Source organism: Paraburkholderia sp. Tr-20389, from assembly GCF_017104565.1.
Lineage (GTDB): Bacteria > Pseudomonadota > Gammaproteobacteria > Burkholderiales > Burkholderiaceae > Paraburkholderia.
This window is the reverse complement of record NZ_JAAGPD010000027.1, coordinates 86149-103907: the sequence shown is the minus strand read 5'-3', so window position 1 is coordinate 103907 and position 17759 is coordinate 86149. Positions and strand designations below refer to the sequence as shown.

Below are 17759 nucleotides of genomic sequence, written 5' to 3'. Positions count from 1 at the left end.
AGGTATGGAGTCATTCTGCTGCTATCGTCAGATGCGTGCAAGCTGGCCATCCGGCCAATGGCGGGCGTTGCTCCGGGCCGTTAATGTGCTGCTTGTGGACGGCCGGCAGCGCGTGCCGTCGCGAATGTAAAGAGCGCGTCGAGCGTGTCGTCGGGCTGCTCGGACATCAGCGCATGGCCGGCGTCGAGCGTGACGGTATCGACGGGCACATTCGCAGCGCGCAGCGTGTCGGCGAGTGCCCTGGTTGCGCGCGGCGGCGTCATCATGTCGCGCTGGCCGACCAGCAAACGCGTGGGGCACGTCACTTGCGCGGCGCGCGCGAGACCGTCCGTGTAGGCGTTGCAGGCGGTGAAATCGGTGTGAAAGAGCAGCGGCTCGCCTGTCGCCGAGACGCGCTCCATCAGACGCGCGTTCATGCCGCGCAGCCAGAAGCCGGGTGCAGGGCAGGACGGCTTGGCGGCGAGGGTCGAATGCGACCACGCGTTGACCATCGCAATCGCATCCGGCTCGCGTTCGCGGGCGGCGTCGAGCAGCGCGTCGGAGACGGCCATCGGCACGGCTGTCGCGACGAGCGCAAGGTGCGTCGCGCGCAACGGGTAACGGGCCGCGAAGTCGAGCGCAACGAGTGAGCCCATGCTGTGCCCGGCGACGAATGCGCGCGACACGCCCACGGCGTCGAGCAACGCGGCCAGCCAGTCGGCCATCTCGCCGATCGTTTTCAGCGCGGGGCCGGCGCTGCGATGATGGCCGGGCAGATCGACGGCCAGCACGCCGAAGCCGTGGTGCGCGAAGTAGCGTGTCTGCAATGCCCACACGCTGTGATCGTGCTCGGCGCCGTGAACGAAGACGGCGGTGGGCAAGGCGGCGTCGAACGCCTTGCCGCCCGTGTAGACATAGGCGGATTTGCCGTTGACGTCGACGATCATGCCGACTCCTTGCGCGGGGCCGCGGCGGGTGATTGGGCGGAACGCTCGCTGGATTTTTGCGCGGTCTTGAGCGCGCGCTTGAGATCGTCGATCAGGTCGTCAGGATCTTCGAGTCCGATCGACAGCCGTATTGTGCCTTCCGCTATGCCCGCCGCAGCAAGCGCGGCGGCATCCATGCGGAAGTGCGTCGTCGATGCAGGGTGAATGACGAGCGAACGTGCATCGCCGACATTCGCGAGATGCGAGAACAGCGACAGCGCCTCGATGAACGCGCGGCCGGCGGCGCGGTCGCCCCGCAGGTTGAAGCTGAACACCGCGCCCGCGCCACGCGGCAGCAGGCGTTGGGCGAGCGCGTGATCGGGGTGCGTCGGCAGCTCGGGGTACGCGACCGATTCGACGGCGGCATGCGCGGCGAGGAATTCGACCACCTTGCGCGTGTTCGCGACGTGGCGCTCCATGCGCAGCGGCAGCGTTTCGATGCCTTGAAGCAGCTGCCACGCGGCTTGCGGATGCAGGCACGCGCCAAAGTCACGCAGTCCTTCGCGACGGGCGCGCAGCAGGAACGGCGCGACCGTGCTCTCCTCGGCGAACACCATGCCGTGAAAGCCCTCGTAGGGCTCGGTGAATTCGGGAAAGCGCCCTGACGCTTCGAAGTCGAACGTGCCGCCGTCGACGAGCACGCCGCCTATCGTCGTGCCGTGGCCGCCGAGGAATTTGGTCGCCGAGTGATAGACGAAGTCGGCGCCGTGGTCGAACGGCTTCAGCAGGTACGGTGTGGTGAACGTCGAATCGACGAGCAGCGGCACGCGGTGGTCATGTGCGATCTGCGCGACCGTCGCTATATCGAGCACGTCGAGGCCGGGATTGCCGAGCGTCTCGCCGAACAGCAGCTTCGTGTTCGGGCGCAGCGCCGCGTGCCATGCGTCGATGTCGCCGGGTTTGACGAAGGTCGTCTCGATACCGAACCGCCGCAGCGTGTAGTTGAGCAGATTGTGCGACCCGCCATAGAGGGCACTCGATGCGACGATATGCGAGCCCGCGCCCATCAGCGTCGCAATGGCCAGATGCAGCGCGGCCTGGCCGCTTGCCGTGCCGATCGCGCCCGCGCCGTTTTCGAGTGCGGCGACGCGCTCTTCGAATACGGCGACGGTCGGATTCGAGATGCGCGAGTAGACGTGGCCCGCGCGCTCCATGTTGAAGAGCGCGGCAGCGTGATCGGAATCACGGAACGTGAACGAGGTGGTCTGGTAGATGGGCGTCGCGCGCGCGCCCGTCGCGGGATCGGGGGCGGCACCCGCATGCAGCGCGAGCGTGTCGAAACGGTTGGCGGACATCGTGGGCGGCCAGGCCTCGACAGCCCGGCAAAGGTGAGCGTGGAGGCCATCGTAACATCGTGCCGCAAGCGAACCACTCGGTTATCGCCCGAAGTGCAGTCGGGTGCCTTACATGCGCGGATGCGGTGCGCGGCACGCTTTCCGGATCGGCTGACAGCCCCGGGCGCGGGGCCCGTCGGGCGTTCGCTGGCGCGCTGTCGGCGGGGGCCTCCGCTTCCTTTTTGCAGGCCTTTCCGCTAGGATCGAAAGTCAGTCATGCCTTTTCATGCTTCTGAAGGCTTCATCCGCAACCACGTTGCACGGGACCGGGGTAGGGCGCCACGCGCTGACTCCCGTCGACAATTTTGTATGGGGCGGGAGTGCGTGGTGTCACGCCAACTTCCGTCGACAGGAGACGAATCATGCGCGTCAGCGACATTCTCAAGGTCAAGGGCAATACGCTTTTCACGGTCACGCCCGATACGGAAGTCAACGAAGCCGTCACGACGATGGCCGAACACGATATCGGCTCGCTCGTCGTCATGGAGTACGGCGACCTCGTCGGCATGCTGACGTTCCGCGAGATCATCATGGTGCTGAGCCGCAATGGCGGCAGTGTCGGCAGCACCACGATCCGCAAGATCATGGACGACCACCCGCTTACCTGCACGCCGGAAACGGATGTCAACGAAGTGCGGCGCATGATGCTGGAGCATCACGTGCGCTATCTGCCCGTGATGGAAAGCCGCAAGCTGATGGGCGTGATTTCGTTCTACGACGTCGCGAAGGCCGTCGTCGAAGAGCAGGGCTTCGAAAACCGGATGCTGAAGGCGTACATCCGCGACTGGCCCGCCGAAGACGAGCCGCAACAGGAGCAGCCGTCGCGCTGAGCCCGGCACGATGTCGGCGCGAAGCCTGCCGACATGCCGCTGTCGCATGACTGCAGCATCCTCGAAGCGCGCGTGTCCCGCGCGCTTTTTTGTGTCCGCCGTTCCGGCAAAACGGCCGTGAAACCGGGCGAAACTTGCCCACCGTCAAGCACTTCATGAGCGATCGTCCGTTGTCCTCCGCCCAACGCGCAAAGCGCAGCGCACGCGAGCACGGCTCGCAGTTCCGTCTGTTGCGCGAGCGCCGTTTCGCGCCGTTCTTCTGGACGCAGTTTCTCGGCGCGATGAACGACAACGTGTTCAAGATCGGCTTCACGTCGCTTGTCACGTATCAGGCGGCGCGCTTCTCAGGCGTCAACGCGGATACCGCAGCTTTTCTGATATCCGCGATCTTCATTTTGCCGTTCGTCCTGTTCTCGGCCACCTCCGGTCAGATTGCCGACAAGTACGACAAGGCGATGCTCACGCGCTTCGTGAAGACCTTCGAGATCGCCGTGATGCTGGTGGGCGGCGCGGGCTTCTGGCTGCACAACGCGGTGCTGCTGTATCTGTGCACCTTCCTGATGGGCGTTCATTCGACGGTGTTCGGTCCCGTCAAATACGCCTATCTGCCGCAGCATCTGGAGCAATCGGAGCTGGTCGGCGGCAACGGCATGGTCGAGATGGGCACCTTCGTCGCGATCCTGCTGGGCACGATCATGGGCGGCGCGGCGGCGGGCTCGGACGCGCATGGCGCGGCCATTCTGGCTTTCGGCTGCGTGGCGATCGCCGTCATCGGGCGGATGGCGTCGGGCTTCGTGCCGCCGTCGACACCGTCTCAACCCGATCTGCGCATCAACTGGAACCCGATCAGCGAAACCTGGCGCAACCTGAAACTCGCACGCCAGAACCGGGCGGTCTTTTTGAGTCTGCTCGGCATTTCCTGGTTGTGGTTCGTCGGCGCGACGTTTCTGTCGTCGTTCTTCCGCTTTGCGAAGGACGTGCTGTCCGCGAATCCCGACGTCGTCACCGTGTTGCTCGCGACGTTTTCGATCGGCATCGGTACGGGGTCGCTGCTGTGCGAGCGGCTGTCGAAGAAGCGCATCGAAATCGGCCTCGTGCCGCTCGGCTCGATCGGCATCAGCGTGTTCGCGATCGATCTGTTCTTTGCGAGCCACGCGTTGCCTGCCGCCGGGCATCTGCTGACGGTGGCCGAATTCATGGCACGGCCCGCGCATTGGCGCGTGCTTGCCGATCTGTTCCTGCTCGCGATGTTCGGCGGCTTTTACAGCGTGCCGCTCTACGCGCTGATCCAGAGCCGCAGCCAGCCGAGCCATCGCGCGCGGATCATCGCGGCGAACAATATCCTCAATTCGCTGTTCATGATCGTGTCGTCGCTGATGGCCGTTGCGCTGACGTCGGCGGGCGTCGGCATTCCGGGGCTGTTCCTCGTGACGGCGCTGCTGAACGTGGTCGTCGCGCTCTACATTTATTCGCTCGTGCCCGAGTTCCTGCTGCGCTTCGCCGCGTGGCTGCTCGTGCACACGTTCTATCGGATCCGGCTCGTTCACGAGGAGCGCATCCCCGATGAAGGCGCGGCCGTACTGGTGTGCAATCACGTGAGCTATGTCGATGCCATCGTCATCATGGCGGAAAGCCCGCGGCCGATCCGCTTCGTGATGGATCACCGGATTTTCCGCACGCCCTTCGTCGGATGGCTGTTCAGACACGCCAAGGCGATTCCAATTGCTCCCGCGCACGAAGATCCCGCATTGCTCGCGCGTGCCTATGACGCCTGCGCGAAAGCGCTCGAAGACGGCGACCTCGTCTGCATTTTTCCCGAAGGCAAGCTCACCAAAACCGGCGACATGAATCCGTTCCGGCGTGGAGTGACGGAAATCTTGCGGCGCAAGCCCGTGCCCGTCGTGCCGGTCGCGTTGCGCGGCCTGTGGGGCAGTTTCTGGTCGCGCAACGAGGATGCACGCTTTCCGCGACCGATTCAGAAAGGCGTGATGAGCCGGTTGACGCTGGCTGTCGGCGAGCCGCTCGAACCGGTCGACGCGGTGCCGGAGCGCCTGCAACAGATCGTGACGGAACTGCGCGGCGCGCGGAAGTAACGTGCGAGACCCAGGCGCCCGGTACAGCTGGAACACGTCATCCGTTTGTCCTATGACCACCGGCGGCGCCGTTGCGCGCTACGACAGAGCGGCGGGGCTGGCATAATATCGCTCTCCCCGCATTTCTTTGGACGACGCTCATGTCCGGCAATACCCTCGGTACGCTCTTCACCGTCACGACCTTCGGCGAATCGCATGGCCCGGCTATCGGCTGTGTGATCGACGGCTGCCCGCCGGGCATGTCGCTCGCCGAAGCCGACATCCAGCTCGAACTCGACCGCCGCAAGCCGGGCACCTCGCGTCACGTGACGCAGCGCCAGGAAGAAGACAAGGTCGAGATTCTCTCCGGCGTCTTCGAGGGCAAGACGACGGGCGCGCCCATCGCGCTGCTGATCCGCAACACGGACCAGCGCAGCAAGGACTACGGCAATATCGCCGACACGTTCCGCCCCGGTCACGCTGACTACACCTACTGGCAGAAGTACGGCATTCGCGACTATCGCGGCGGCGGCCGGTCGTCCGCGCGTCTGACGGCGCCGACGGTGGCAGCAGGCGCCGTCGCGAAGAAGTGGCTGCGCGAGAAATTCGGCACGGAAGTTCGCGGCTACATGGCGGCGCTCGGCGAGATCGACGTGCCGTTCGTCGACTGGCAATTCGTCCGCGAGAACCCGTTCTTCGCGCCGAACGCGGACGTCGTGCCGCAGCTCGAAGCGTACATGGACGCGCTGCGCAAGGACGGCGATTCGATCGGCGCGCGCATCAACGTGGTCGCGTCGGGCGTGCCCGTCGGCCTTGGTGAGCCGCTGTTCGACCGGATCGACGCCGACATCGCGCACGCGATGATGGGTATCAACGCGGTGAAGGGCGTCGAAATCGGCGCGGGCTTCGCCAGCGTGGCGCAGCGCGGCTCCGTGCACGGCGACGAACTGACGCCGGAAGGCTTCGTCGGCAATCACGCGGGCGGCGTGCTCGGCGGCATTTCGACGGGGCAGGACATCACGGTCTCGATCGCGATCAAGCCGACGTCGAGCATCCGCACGCCGCGCCGCTCGATCGACAAGAGCGGGCAGCCCGCCATCGTCGAAACGTTCGGCCGCCACGACCCCTGCGTCGGCATTCGCGCCACGCCGATCGCCGAAGCCATGCTCGCGCTCGTGCTGATCGACCATGCGCTGCGGCACCGTGCGCAATGCGGCGATGTGGTGGTCGGTACGCCGAAGATCGCCGCCAGCGCGCCGTAAAGTCGACGCGATCCGGCTGACTCGACGGCTACTGACGGGCGTCAACATGAACGATAGCAATCTCACAATGGCCGACCCGTTCGAGCCGCTGCGCGCGCGCACGGCTTTGCCTGACGCCGTCGCGGCCGACTGGCTCGCGCTCGGCAATGCGCTGCTCGATCACGCGAACGGCGAACGGGCTCAACTGCGCGAGGCCGTCGACGCACTCGTGCGGGCTTACCGGCTGGACGCGAATTGCGATCCCCGCCTGTTGCACAACGTCGCGCAGACGGCCTTCATCCTGCGCGACTGGGCGCTCGTCGAATCCTCCACGGCGCTGCTGCTGGCGCGCGACCCGAACGACGCGAACGCACTCGTCTGGCGTGCAGCCGCCGCTCAGGACCGTGACGATTTCGCCGAAGCGCAGCGTCTGCTTCACGAAGCCGCTCGCTCGGCGCCCGGCAATCACATCGTGTTGCACAAGCTGGCGTTGTGCATCAAGGAGCAGGGCCGGTTCGGCGAAGCGGAGGCACTGCTGCATCGCGTGCTGGAAATGACGCCGAACAACGCGCATGCGTTGTTCGATCTGTCGGAACTCGAAGTGCGCGCGGGACGCTACGCGCAAGGCTGGCTCGACTATGAAGCGCGTGTCGCCTTCGCGCACGATGCGAACGCCGCGAAGGCTGCGCTGGCTGCCATCAGCCCCAACTGGCGCGGCGAGTCGCTGGCGGGCAAGACGCTCGTCGTCTACGGCGAACAGGGTAATGGCGACTGTCTGTGGGCCGTGCGCTTTCTGCCGATGCTGGCCGAGCGTGCGCAACGCGAAGGCGGTCGCGTGGTGTGCGGTTACGCGGGGCCGATGCAGCACCTGTTCGAGCGCATGCTGCCCGCCGGCATCGCAATCGAAACGAGCCTCATCACGAAGCCCGACTATCACTGCGGTCTGATGAGCTTGCCGCTGCGGCTCGGCGTCAACGATCCTTCCACCTGGGGGCGACGGTATCTCAGCGCCGACCCGGCGCGGGTCGAGGTCTGGCGCGAGCGCGTCGCTGCGGCGACGGCGGCGGGGAACCGGAAGGTCGGCATCGTGTGGAACGGCAATCCCGATCATATCCGCGACAGGCGCCGTTCGATCGACACTCGCGAGGTCGTACGGATCCTCGACGTGCCGGGCGTGAGCTTTTTTGCAATTTCGCCAGGGCGTGAACAGACGGTCGGGCAGTGGCGGGCGCAGGGCCTGGATGTCGTCGACCTGACGCCGCAGTTCGAAGCGGGTTTCGACGATGTGGCCGCGCTGCTGGTGAATCTCGATGCGCTGGTGACCATCGACAGCGGTCCGGCGCATCTGGCAGGCGCGCTCGGCGTGCCGACCTGGCTCATGCTCGACCACGTTTCCGCGTGGTTCTGGGGCGAAGAGACGGAGCGCACGCCGTGGTATCAGTCGGTCGAACTGTTCCGTCAGCCGTCCGTCGGTACATGGGCGCCCGTGCTCGATCAGGTCCGCGCGCGGCTGGAAGCGCTGGCGGCGTGAGCGCCGTGCGGTAACCGGGCCATGATGCAAGAACGCCGCTCATCGAGCGGCGTTTCCGTTTGCGGACCTGGTGGCGTTACTCGCCGAATTCACATGTTCGGATAGTTCGGACCGCCGCCGCCTTCAGGCGTAACCCACACGATGTTCTGCGTCGGATCCTTGATGTCGCAGGTCTTGCAGTGCACGCAGTTCTGCGCATTGATGACGAGCCGCTCGCTGCCGTCGTCGTTCTTCACGAACTCGTAGACGGCGGCAGGGCAGTAGCGGCTTTCCGGGCCTGCATAGGTCTGCAGGTTCACCTTGACGGGCACGCTCGCGTCCTTGAGCGTCAGGTGCGCAGGCTGGTTCTCTTCGTGGTTCGTGTTCGAGATGAACACGGACGAGAGACGGTCGAACGTCAGTTTGCCGTCCGGCTTCGGATACTCGATCGGCTTGCACTGCGACGCCGGCTTCAGCATCTCGTGATCCCAGTGCTGGTGATGCAGCGTCCACGGCACGTTGCCGCCCATCAGCTTCTGCTCGATGCCGACCATCAGCGTGCCCAGGTACAGGCCCTTGCTCATCCACTGCTTGAAGTTGCGTGCGCGATAAAGCTCGGTGTGCAGCCAAGAGGTCTTGAACGACTCGGGGTAGGCCGCGAGTTCGTCGCTCTGGCGTCCTGCTTGCACGGCGTCGAACGCAGCGTCGGCGGCGAGCATGCCCGTCTTGATCGCGGCATGCGAGCCCTTGATCCGCGAGGCGTTCAGGAAGCCAGCATCGTCGCCCACAAGGGCGCCGCCTGGGAACACCAGCTTCGGCAGCGACAACAGACCGCCTGCCGTGATCGCGCGCGCGCCGTACGACACGCGTTTGCCGCCTTCGAGGAACTTGCGGATTTCCGGATGCGTTTTGTAGCGCTGGAATTCTTCGAACGGCGACAGGTAAGGGTTCGAATAGCCGAGGCCGACGACGAAGCCCACCATCACCTGGTTGTTGTCGATGTGATAGAGGAACGAGCCGCCGTAGGTTTGCGAATCGAGCGGCCAGCCGGCCGTGTGGATCACGAGACCCGGCTTGTGCTTCGCGGGATCGATTTCCCACAGTTCCTTGATGCCGATGCCGTATACCTGCGGATCGGCGCCGTCGCGCAGCCGGAACTTGTCCGACAGCTGGCGGCCCAGATGCCCGCGCGCGCCTTCGCAGAACAGCGTGTACTTCGCGTGCAGTTCCATGCCGAGCTGGAAGTTTTCCGTCGGCTCGCCGTCCTTGCCGATGCCCAGGTTGCCCGTCGCGACGCCCTTCACCGAGCCGTCGTCGTTGTAGAGCACCTCAGCGGCAGCAAAGCCCGGGAAAATCTCGACGCCGAGCGCTTCGGCCTGCTGGCCCAGCCAGCGCGTAACGTTCGCGAGGCTGATCACGTAATTGCCGTGATTCTTGAAGTTGTCGGGCAGCGCCCAGTTCGGCACCGACTTCGCGCCCGTCTCGTTCAGGAACAGGAAGCGGTCTTCCGTCACCTCGACGTCCAGCGGCGCGCCTTTTTCCTTCCAGTCGGGAATCAGCTCGTTCAGCGCGCGCGGGTCCATCACGGCGCCCGAGAGGATGTGCGCCCCGACTTCCGAGCCCTTTTCGAGCACGCAGACGCCAATTTCGACCCCCTTTTCGGCGGCACGCTGCTTCAGGCGAATGGCCGCGGACAGGCCCGCCGGGCCGCCGCCGACGATCACCACGTCATATTCCATCGACTCGCGCGGGCCATATTGCTCGATCAGACTTGCGGGGGTCATTGATGCTCCTCTTACCGTTAGAATGCTTTTTTCGGGATCGTATTGTCAGTGAATGATCCCTGCGCTGCAACACAACGAGGCAAGATTAGCACGATCGTTCTATTATTGTGAATTGGGGTTGACCCATGTGCGCGTGCCGCGCCGGTTCGTCGCCCCTTCACATCCACGTTCCAAGGACAAGCACAATGGGCCGTTCGATCAATCTGGAAGGGAAGGTGGCGCTGATTACGGGCGCGTCGAGTGGACTCGGCAAGCGGTTTGCGATGGTGTTGTCGCAGGCAGGCGCAAAGGTCGTGCTGGCAAGCCGACGTATCGAACGCCTGAAAGAATTGCGCGCCGAGATCGAGGCGTCGGGCGGCGCGGCAGCGGTCGTTTCGCTCGACGTGACCGATTATCAGAGCATCAAATCGGCAGTTGCGCACGCTGAAACGGAGGCGGGCACGATCGACATTCTGGTCAACAATTCGGGCGTTTCGACGACGCAGAAGCTGACCGACGTGACACCCGCCGATTTCGAATATGTGTTCGACACGAACACGCGCGGCGCGTTTTTCGTGGCGCAGGAAGTGGCCAAACGGATGATCATGCGCAGCGGCGGCACGAACAAGCCGCCGTACCGGATCATCAATATCGCATCGGTGGCGGGTTTGCGGGTGTTGCCGCAAATCGGGCTCTATTCGATGAGCAAGGCGGCTGTCGTGCACATGACGAAGGCGATGGCGCAGGAATGGGGCCGCCACGGCATCAACGTGAACGCGATTTGCCCCGGCTATATCGATACCGAGATCAACCATCATCACTGGTCGACCGATCAGGGGCAAAAGCTGGTGTCGATGCTGCCGAGGCATCGCGTCGGCAAGCCGGAAGATCTCGATGGGCTGTTGCTGCTTCTGTGCGCCGACGAATCGCAGTTCATCAACGGCTCAGTGATTGCCGCCGACGACGGCTTCGGCCTGTCCTGACGGGCGCGAGGTGCCTGGCGCGCCTCGCAGCACGAAAATGCGAAACGCGCGATCATTGACAGCCGTGCGCGGCGGGCGCGATTTGCGCCCGCTCAGCACGTTGCGTACGACGCCAGCCGGCGCCGCGACCGAAGGCGCGACGCCAGCAATTCCGCTTTAAACCAGATTCAACTCGTAGAAGAAGTGCAATGAGCGATTACCACCCCGTTTTTGAGATGTCCATGCCGATCCGTTGGGGCGACATGGACGCGTTCGGCCATGTGAACAACACGGTCTATTTCCGTTACATGGAGCAGGTGCGGATTTCCTGGTTCGAGCAACTCGGCATCGCCGGCGGCAATGGCGAAGGGCAGGGGCCCGTGATCGTCAATGCATCGATGGAATTTCTGAAGCAGCTGCACTATCCGGGTGATGTGATCGGCCGGATGACGGTCGGCGCACCGGGGCGCAGCAGTTTCGACACGGGCTTCGAGCTGTTCCGTGCTGACGATCCGAACACGCTGTACGCGCGCGGCTCCGCGAAATGCGTGTGGATCGACTACGCGGCCGGCAAGTCGGTGCCGATCCCGGATCTGCTGCGCTCGACGATCGAACACGCTCAACTCGTGAAGGCCTGAGTCCGTTCACGCAGTCCACGCGCGCCCGCGTTCACGGCGGGCGCCGCAATTCATCGGAAGTCAGTTCCCGAGCAGACGCTGCAGCAGTTCGGTCGCGTTGCCCGTGCCGTATTTGCGCATCAGGCGCGCGCGGTAGACGTCGACGGTCCGCGAACTGATGTCGAGAATCCGTCCGATCTGCTTGCTGGTTTTTCCCGTCACCAGTTGCGCGGCGATTTCGCGTTCGCGCGGCGTCAGCTCCACGGCGACGCGCCGCGTCGCGCTCAGATCTTCGAACGTCCAGACGCCCGCCGCATGCGGCACGGATAGATCGAGCGAGCGCCCCGTCACGTGGCACCAGAAGAGTTCGCCGTTCGCCCGCTTCATGATGCGGTCGTCGGCGTAGCTGCCTTGCGCCGTCATGATGGGCGGAATGCGTTCGCCGATCCGCTCGAACTCGTCGGGCGACGGATACAGCACCGCGAACGATTGCCCGAGCAACGACTCGCGCGTACGGCCGAAAATCGCGGCAAGCTGCTCGTTGCAGTCTTCGATGATCCGGTCGCGCGCCAGCACGAGGCCGATCGGGGCGAGATGAAAAGCGGTTTGGTAATCCAGAGCGTGCATGAAATCGGCGAGGGATGCGGTACGAATACTTATGTATTTTTGCGTATTGTGCCGCAAGGCCGCCGCGTCGTACGCTTTCGGCACATCACAAGATGCGTCGCAGACGCGCCGGATGGGACCTGGCGGACGCTGGAAAGCAGCTTTGTCCATGTCACGCCACCGTTCGCCGCAGATGACTAGAATGGCATGTCGGGCCACGCCCGTCGCGCCAGTCGAATAAAAAACGGCGTCGCATCGATCCGGATTTTTCGGTATCCAATCAAGGAAGGGACACACTGATGAATAAAGTCTACGCAAGCGCGGCGGCCGCGCTCGAAGGCATCGTCAAGGACGGCCAGACGTTCGCCGTCGGCGGCTTTGGATTGTGCGGCATCCCCGAGGCGCTGATCGCGGCTTTGCGCGATTCCGGCGTCAAGGGCATCACCTGCATCAGCAACAACGCCGGTGTCGACGGCTTCGGCCTCGGCCTGCTGCTGGAGACGCGCCAGATCAAGAAGATGATCTCGTCGTACGTCGGCGAGAACAAGGAATTCGAGCGCCAGTATCTGGCGGGCGAACTCGAGCTGGAATTCACGCCGCAAGGCACGCTGGCCGAGAAGCTGCGCGCCGGCGGCTCGGGCATCCCGGCATTCTTCACCAACACCGGCTTCGGCACGGTCATCGCGGAAGGCAAGGAAACGCGCCAGTTCGGCGAGAACCATTACGTGCTCGAGCATTCGCTGACGGCCGACGTTGCGCTCGTCAAGGCATGGAAGGCCGACAAGTCGGGCAACCTGGTGTTTCGCCGCACGGCGCGCAACTTCAACCCGATGTGCGCAATGGCCGGCAAGATCACGGTCGCGGAAGTCGAGGAGATCGTCGAGACGGGCGAGCTGGATCCGGACGCGATCCACACGCCGGGCATCTTCGTGCAGCGCCTCGTGCTGAATGCCCACCCGGAAAAACGCATTGAACAACGCATCGTCCGCGCGAAAGGAGAGTAACCATGGCTTGGAATCGTGACCAGATGGCCGCGCGCGCGGCGCAGGAACTGCAGGACGGCTTCTATGTGAACCTCGGCATCGGCCTGCCGACGCTCGTCGCCAACCACGTGCCCGCGGGCATGGAGGTGTGGCTGCAATCGGAGAACGGCCTGCTCGGCATCGGCCCGTCGCCCTATGAAGACGAAGTCGACCCGGACCTGATCAACGCCGGCAAGCAGACGGTGACGACGCTGCCCGGCTCGTCGATTTTCTCGTCGGCCGATTCGTTCGCGATGATTCGCGGCGGCCACATCAACCTGGCCATTCTGGGCGCCATGCAGATCAGCAAGAAGGGCGATCTGGCGAACTGGATGATCCCGGGCAAGATGATCAAGGGCATGGGCGGCGCAATGGATCTCGTGGCCGGCGTGAAGAAGGTCGTCGTGCTGATGGAGCACGTCGCGAAGGGCGACCAGCACAAGATCCTCGAAGAATGCACGCTGCCGTTGACGGGCGTGGGCGTGGTCGATCGCATCATCACCGATCTCGGCGTGATCGACGTGGTCGACGGCGGCTTGAAGCTGGTCGAACTGGCTGACGGCGTGACGGTTGACGAGATCAAGGCGAAGACGGGCGCGCCGCTCGACACGAGCGCTGTGAAATAAGTTTTGCCCGGCAGTGCGCCGGAAGCGGTTGCCTTGAAGCGGGTGCGATGCAGGTCGCGCCCGCTTTTCTTTTTGCGTTTCGTGCATTCGTCCTATGCCGTTGCACCGATGAGCGCACGAGGCGAAGCGGTTTAGAATCGATCGTGTCTTATGCGCGTGTCTGCGCCACCATCTTTCGATCGAGGGAAATCCTGATGACCGCTACGCCCGTCGCCGTTTCGCCTGCAATCGATTCCGCTGTGCCCCGTCAGCGCTATGTGCAATGCGCGAGCCCTGCGGGTCTGCATCGCATCGCGTACACCGAATGGGGCGCGCCGGACAACCCCCGCGTGCTGGTGTGCGTGCATGGCCTCACGCGTTCGGGGCGCGACTTCGACCGGCTCGCGGCGGCACTGTCGTCCGTGTATCGCGTGGTGTGTCCGGACGTGGTCGGCCGCGGCTTGTCGTCGTGGCTCGTCAACCCCGCTTACTACGGCATTCCGCAATATGTCGGCGATATGGTCACGCTCGTGGCACGGCTCGGCGTGGAATCGGTCGACTGGTTCGGCACGTCGATGGGCGGGCTGATCGGCATGGCGTTCGCCGGACTCAAGGACTCGCCCGTTCGCAAGATGATCGTCAACGACGTCGGGCCGCATGTGGAGCCGGCGTCGATCGAGCGCATCGGCAGCTATCTGGGGCAGCCGGTGTCGTTCGCCACGCAGCAGGAGGCGATCGATCACGCGGCGTTGCTCGCGGAATCGTTCGGCCCGCTGACCCCGGACGAATGGCGCGAGATCAATACGCCGCTCGTGCACGAGCGGGACGGCGTCTGGCGCTTTCGCTACGACCCGCGCATCGCGGAGCCGTTCAGGCAGACCACGCCGGAGCTGGCGGCACTCGGCGAGGCGGCGCTGTGGCAATCGTTCGCCGCGATCGAAGGTCCTGTGCTCGTCGTGCGAGGCGAACAATCGGATCTGCTGTCGCGCGAAACCGTCGCGCAGATGATCGCGAAGGGGCGCAATGTGGCGAGCGTCGAAATCCCCGCTGTAGGCCATGCGCCCGCGTTTCTCTCCGCCGATCAGATCGATATCGCGAAACGGTTCTTTCTCGGGGATGCCGCCGACGCGTCATAATATGAGATTGGCGCGGCGTCGCTGACCGGTCTCGACTGACCGGTTTTCACGCATCACGCATTTGCGTGCGTCGCTGTTTTTCATTCTCAACGGACAGGACATTTCATGGCAGTCATTCGTCATCACGTCGGCAAGCGTCTTTCGGAAACCGCCGTTCACAACGGCACGGTGTATCTGGCCGGCCAGATCGCCGAAGACACCGAACAGGACATCGTCGGTCAAACGCGCGAAGTGCTCGGCCACATCGACCGCCTGCTCGGTGAGGTCAACAGCGACAAGGCGCATCTGCTGTCGGTGCAGATCTATATCTCGGACATGGTGCACTTTGCCGGCATGAACGCCGTGTGGGACGAGTGGGTCGCGCAAGGCAATACGCCGCCGCGCGCAACCGTCGAAGCGAAACTTGCCAATCCCAAGTGCCTCGTCGAAGTGGTGGTCGTTGCCGCCCAGCGCAGCTAATCAAAAAATTGCTTCGAGTATCAGACTGACCCGTCCGCGCATGCCGCGGGCCGCCGCACGATGAACACCGATATCGCCACGACCGCTACCAATCCGACGCCGTCTTTCGAGGACGCGCTCGCGTTCGTGCGCGAGCATGCGGGCGATGCGCGCCTGTCGTCGGGCGAGTTGCTCGCCGACCATGCGGCGGGCACAGCCGCCATCATGCGTACGCTCAACGTCGATCCGCCAGCCGTGCTGGCGGCGGCGCTGTTCTCGTTGACGCCGCATTTGCAGAATCCGGAGCAGACCATCGCCGACAACTTCGGCGAGGAAGTCGCGCAACTGGTGAGCGATGTGCGCAAGCTGCTGCGGCTCGGCACGGTGAGCATGCGTGCCGCGCAGAACGCGATGCCTGAAGCAGGGCGTGACGCACAGGCTGCGCGTCGAGTGCAGGTCGAGGCGCTGCGCAAGATGCTGCTTGCATTCGCGCAGGACATTCGGGTGGTGCTGATCCGGCTGGCTTCGCGGTTGCAGTCGCTGCGCTACTACGCGGCGGCGAAGATCACACCTTCGCCCGATGTCGCACGCGAGACGCTGGATATCTACGCGCCGCTCGCGAACCGGCTGGGTATCTGGCAACTGAAGTGGGAGCTCGAAGATCTCGCGTTCCGCTTCGAGGAGCCGCAAACCTACAAGCGCATCGCGAAGCTGCTCGACGAGAAGCGCGTCGAACGCGAAAGCTACGTCGCCGAAGCGATCGCGCGGCTTCAACAGGAACTTGCCGCGGCGCATATCAAGGCCGAAGTGAGCGGCCGGCCCAAGCACATCTACAGCATCTGGCGGAAGATGCGCGGCAAGGAGCTCGATTTTTCCGAACTCTACGACGTGCGCGCGTTTCGCGTCATCGTGCCGGACATCAAGGATTGCTACACGGTGCTCGGCATCGTGCACAACCTGTGGCAGCCGGTGCCGAGGGAATTCGACGACTACATCTCGCGGCCCAAGCCGAATGGCTACAAGTCGCTGCACACGGTGGTGATCGGCGACGATGGCCGCGCGTTCGAAGTGCAGATCCGCACGCAGGAAATGCATCAGTTCGCCGAATACGGCGTGGCGGCGCATTGGCGCTACAAGGAAGCGGGCACGCGCGGTTATGGCGGCCAGTTCAGCGCCAGCGAGAAATACGACGAGAAGATCGCGTGGCTGCGCCAGCTGCTTGCGTGGAAGGACGATGTGTCCGAGGGCAAGCCGGGCGAGCAGGGCGCGGTCAGGCCTTGGGAGCAGCTTCGCCAGGCGACGCTCGACGACGATCACATCTACACGCTCACGCCGCAGGCTCGCGTGATTCCATTGCCGCAAGGCGCGACGCCGCTCGACTTCGCGTATCACCTGCACAGCGAGCTTGGGCATCGTTGCCGTGGCGCGCGCGTCGACGGCGCGATGGTGCCGCTGAACACGCCGCTGCAGAACGGACAGACGGTCGAGGTCATCGCGGTGAAAGAGGGTGGCCCGTCGCGTGACTGGCTCAATCCGCAGCTCGGCTATCTGCAAAGCAATCGCGCACGTCAGAAGGTACGCGCGTGGTTCAACGCGGTCGACGTGCAGGAGAACATTGCAACCGGTCGGGCGATGGTCGAAAAGACCTTGCAGCGCGAAGGCAAGACGTCCGTCAATCTCGATCAGCTGGCCGCGAAGCTCGGTTTCAAGTCTACCGACGATCTGTTCTCGGTAGTCGGCAAGGAAGAGTTCAGTCTTAGGCTCGTCGAGCAGGCGCTCAGCGATGCGCCGCCCGCCGAACCTGTCGTCGAAGCACCGGAGCAGTTCGAGAAGCGCAGCAGTGGCGCGAGCGTCGCGCATGGCGCGTCGACGGGTGTGCTCGTCGTTGGTGTGGATGCATTGCTGACGCAACTGGCGCGTTGTTGCCGGCCGGCACCACCCGACGACATCGCGGGCTTCGTCACGCGCGGCAAGGGCATGTCGATTCATCGCAGCGATTGTCCGACGTTCCTGCGCATGGCAGAGCATGCGCCGGAGCGCGTGCTGCAAACAGCGTGGTCCGCGGATGTGATGAGCGGGCGGGGCAGGTCGGTCTATCCCGTCGACCTGTCGATCGAAGCGACTGACAGGCAAGGTCTGTTGCGCGACATCTCCGAAGTCTTCGCGCGCGAGAAGATGAACGTCGTCGGCGTGAAGACGCAGTCGCGACGCAACGCGGCGTTCATGCAGTTCACGGTGGAAGTGTCGAGTGCTGCGCAGATCCAGCGTGCGTGCACGATGCTGGGCGAAGTGGCCGGCGTCGTGAGGGCGACGCGCAAGTGAGGGACGTCGTTGGACGACATGATGTGGGCAAGAGAATTTTGATGTCTCTGCATAAAAACGCTTGCCAACTTTCTATACGCTCCATATAATCTCGTTTCTCTAGGCTCGTAGCTCAGCTGGTTAGAGCACCACCTTGACATGGTGGGGGTCGTTGGTTCGAGTCCAATCGAGCCTACCAACGAATCCGAAGCTTCGGTTTCCCGAGGTTTCGCAAACGCAAGTTGCAATGAGCGCTTCGGCGCAAATGGCGAACAAAGCGAACATGGTTATGACACCGCGAACGTTGACCGGAACTGTTTCGGAGCGACGCTAGTCGAGGACCACTTTCGCCCTTGT

General features: G+C 64.0%; 15 protein-coding genes and 1 tRNA gene. 12 read left to right on the top strand and 4 right to left on the bottom strand.

Features of this window, described 5'->3' with window-relative positions; translation table 11 throughout:
* Positions 1–80: 80 nt before the first annotated feature.
* Both G3N95_RS23610 and G3N95_RS23605 read right to left on the bottom strand, forming a co-directional pair.
* A complete protein-coding gene (locus G3N95_RS23610; RefSeq protein WP_205972485.1) occupies positions 81–926 on the bottom strand; it encodes an alpha/beta hydrolase in 846 nt (281 codons plus the stop codon).
* Positions 923–2260: an O-acetylhomoserine aminocarboxypropyltransferase gene (locus tag G3N95_RS23605; RefSeq protein ID WP_205972484.1), complete on the bottom strand. Its 1338-nt coding sequence runs from the start codon at positions 2258–2260 to the stop codon at positions 923–925. Before G3N95_RS23605 ends, G3N95_RS23610 begins: the two co-directional genes overlap by 4 nt.
* A gap of 401 nt (positions 2261–2661) precedes the next feature.
* Between G3N95_RS23605 and G3N95_RS23600 the strand changes: the two genes are divergently transcribed.
* The 4 genes from G3N95_RS23600 (at position 2662) to G3N95_RS23585 (ending at position 7973) form a co-directional block, all read left to right on the top strand.
* Positions 2662–3129 carry a CBS domain-containing protein gene (locus G3N95_RS23600; protein WP_205972483.1) on the top strand — a complete coding sequence of 156 codons (468 nt, stop codon included), beginning with the start codon at positions 2662–2664 and terminating at the stop codon, positions 3127–3129.
* Between the two features lie 155 nt (positions 3130–3284).
* Positions 3285–5222, top strand: a complete 1938-nt coding sequence (locus G3N95_RS23595) for an MFS transporter (RefSeq protein ID WP_205972482.1) — start codon at positions 3285–3287, stop codon at positions 5220–5222.
* Positions 5223–5362: 140 nt separating this feature from the next.
* A complete protein-coding gene (gene aroC, locus G3N95_RS23590; RefSeq protein WP_205972481.1) occupies positions 5363–6463 on the top strand; it encodes a chorismate synthase in 1101 nt (366 codons plus the stop codon).
* A 46-nt stretch (positions 6464–6509) separates the two neighbouring features.
* On the top strand, positions 6510–7973 hold the full coding sequence (locus G3N95_RS23585) for a tetratricopeptide repeat protein (protein ID WP_205972480.1): 1464 nt from the start codon (positions 6510–6512) through the stop codon (positions 7971–7973).
* A gap of 89 nt (positions 7974–8062) precedes the next feature.
* Here the strand turns inward: G3N95_RS23585 and G3N95_RS23580 are convergent, their stop codons facing one another.
* The gene (locus G3N95_RS23580; RefSeq protein WP_205972479.1) at positions 8063–9736 is read right to left on the bottom strand and encodes an electron transfer flavoprotein-ubiquinone oxidoreductase; all 1674 of its coding nucleotides are present in this window, start codon (positions 9734–9736) and stop codon (positions 8063–8065) included.
* Between the two features lie 185 nt (positions 9737–9921).
* Here G3N95_RS23580 and G3N95_RS23575 point away from each other — a divergent pair, with 185 nt between their 5' ends.
* Positions 9922–10698, top strand: coding sequence for an SDR family oxidoreductase (locus G3N95_RS23575; protein WP_205972478.1), 777 nt, complete (start codon positions 9922–9924; stop codon positions 10696–10698).
* A gap of 188 nt (positions 10699–10886) precedes the next feature.
* Positions 10887–11315: a thioesterase family protein gene (locus G3N95_RS23570; protein WP_205972477.1), complete on the top strand. Its 429-nt coding sequence runs from the start codon at positions 10887–10889 to the stop codon at positions 11313–11315.
* Between the two features lie 60 nt (positions 11316–11375).
* Here the strand turns inward: G3N95_RS23570 and G3N95_RS23565 are convergent, their stop codons facing one another.
* A complete protein-coding gene (locus G3N95_RS23565; RefSeq protein WP_205972476.1) occupies positions 11376–11921 on the bottom strand; it encodes a PAS and helix-turn-helix domain-containing protein in 546 nt (181 codons plus the stop codon).
* A 278-nt stretch (positions 11922–12199) separates the two neighbouring features.
* On the opposite strand from G3N95_RS23565, the gene G3N95_RS23560 reads away from it, so the two are divergent.
* The 6 genes from G3N95_RS23560 to G3N95_RS23535 all read left to right on the top strand — a co-directional run bounded on the left by G3N95_RS23560 (position 12200) and on the right by G3N95_RS23535 (position 17601).
* Positions 12200–12904 carry a CoA transferase subunit A gene (locus G3N95_RS23560; protein WP_205972475.1) on the top strand — a complete coding sequence of 235 codons (705 nt, stop codon included), beginning with the start codon at positions 12200–12202 and terminating at the stop codon, positions 12902–12904.
* Between the two features lie 2 nt (positions 12905–12906).
* Positions 12907–13548 (top strand): CoA transferase subunit B, encoded by a 642-nt coding sequence (locus G3N95_RS23555; protein ID WP_205972474.1) that lies wholly within the window; start codon positions 12907–12909, stop codon positions 13546–13548.
* A gap of 194 nt (positions 13549–13742) precedes the next feature.
* Positions 13743–14663 carry an alpha/beta hydrolase gene (locus tag G3N95_RS23550; RefSeq protein WP_205972473.1) on the top strand — a complete coding sequence of 307 codons (921 nt, stop codon included), beginning with the start codon at positions 13743–13745 and terminating at the stop codon, positions 14661–14663.
* A gap of 105 nt (positions 14664–14768) precedes the next feature.
* Complete coding sequence (locus tag G3N95_RS23545) at positions 14769–15122, top strand: RidA family protein (RefSeq protein ID WP_205972472.1); 354 nt, start codon at positions 14769–14771, stop codon at positions 15120–15122.
* A gap of 60 nt (positions 15123–15182) precedes the next feature.
* A complete protein-coding gene (locus G3N95_RS23540) occupies positions 15183–17423 on the top strand; it encodes a bifunctional (p)ppGpp synthetase/guanosine-3',5'-bis(diphosphate) 3'-pyrophosphohydrolase (protein WP_205972471.1) in 2241 nt (746 codons plus the stop codon).
* 101 nt (positions 17424–17524) lie between these two features.
* Positions 17525–17601 (top strand) — tRNA-Val (locus G3N95_RS23535).
* The last annotated feature ends 158 nt before the right edge of the window (positions 17602–17759 follow it).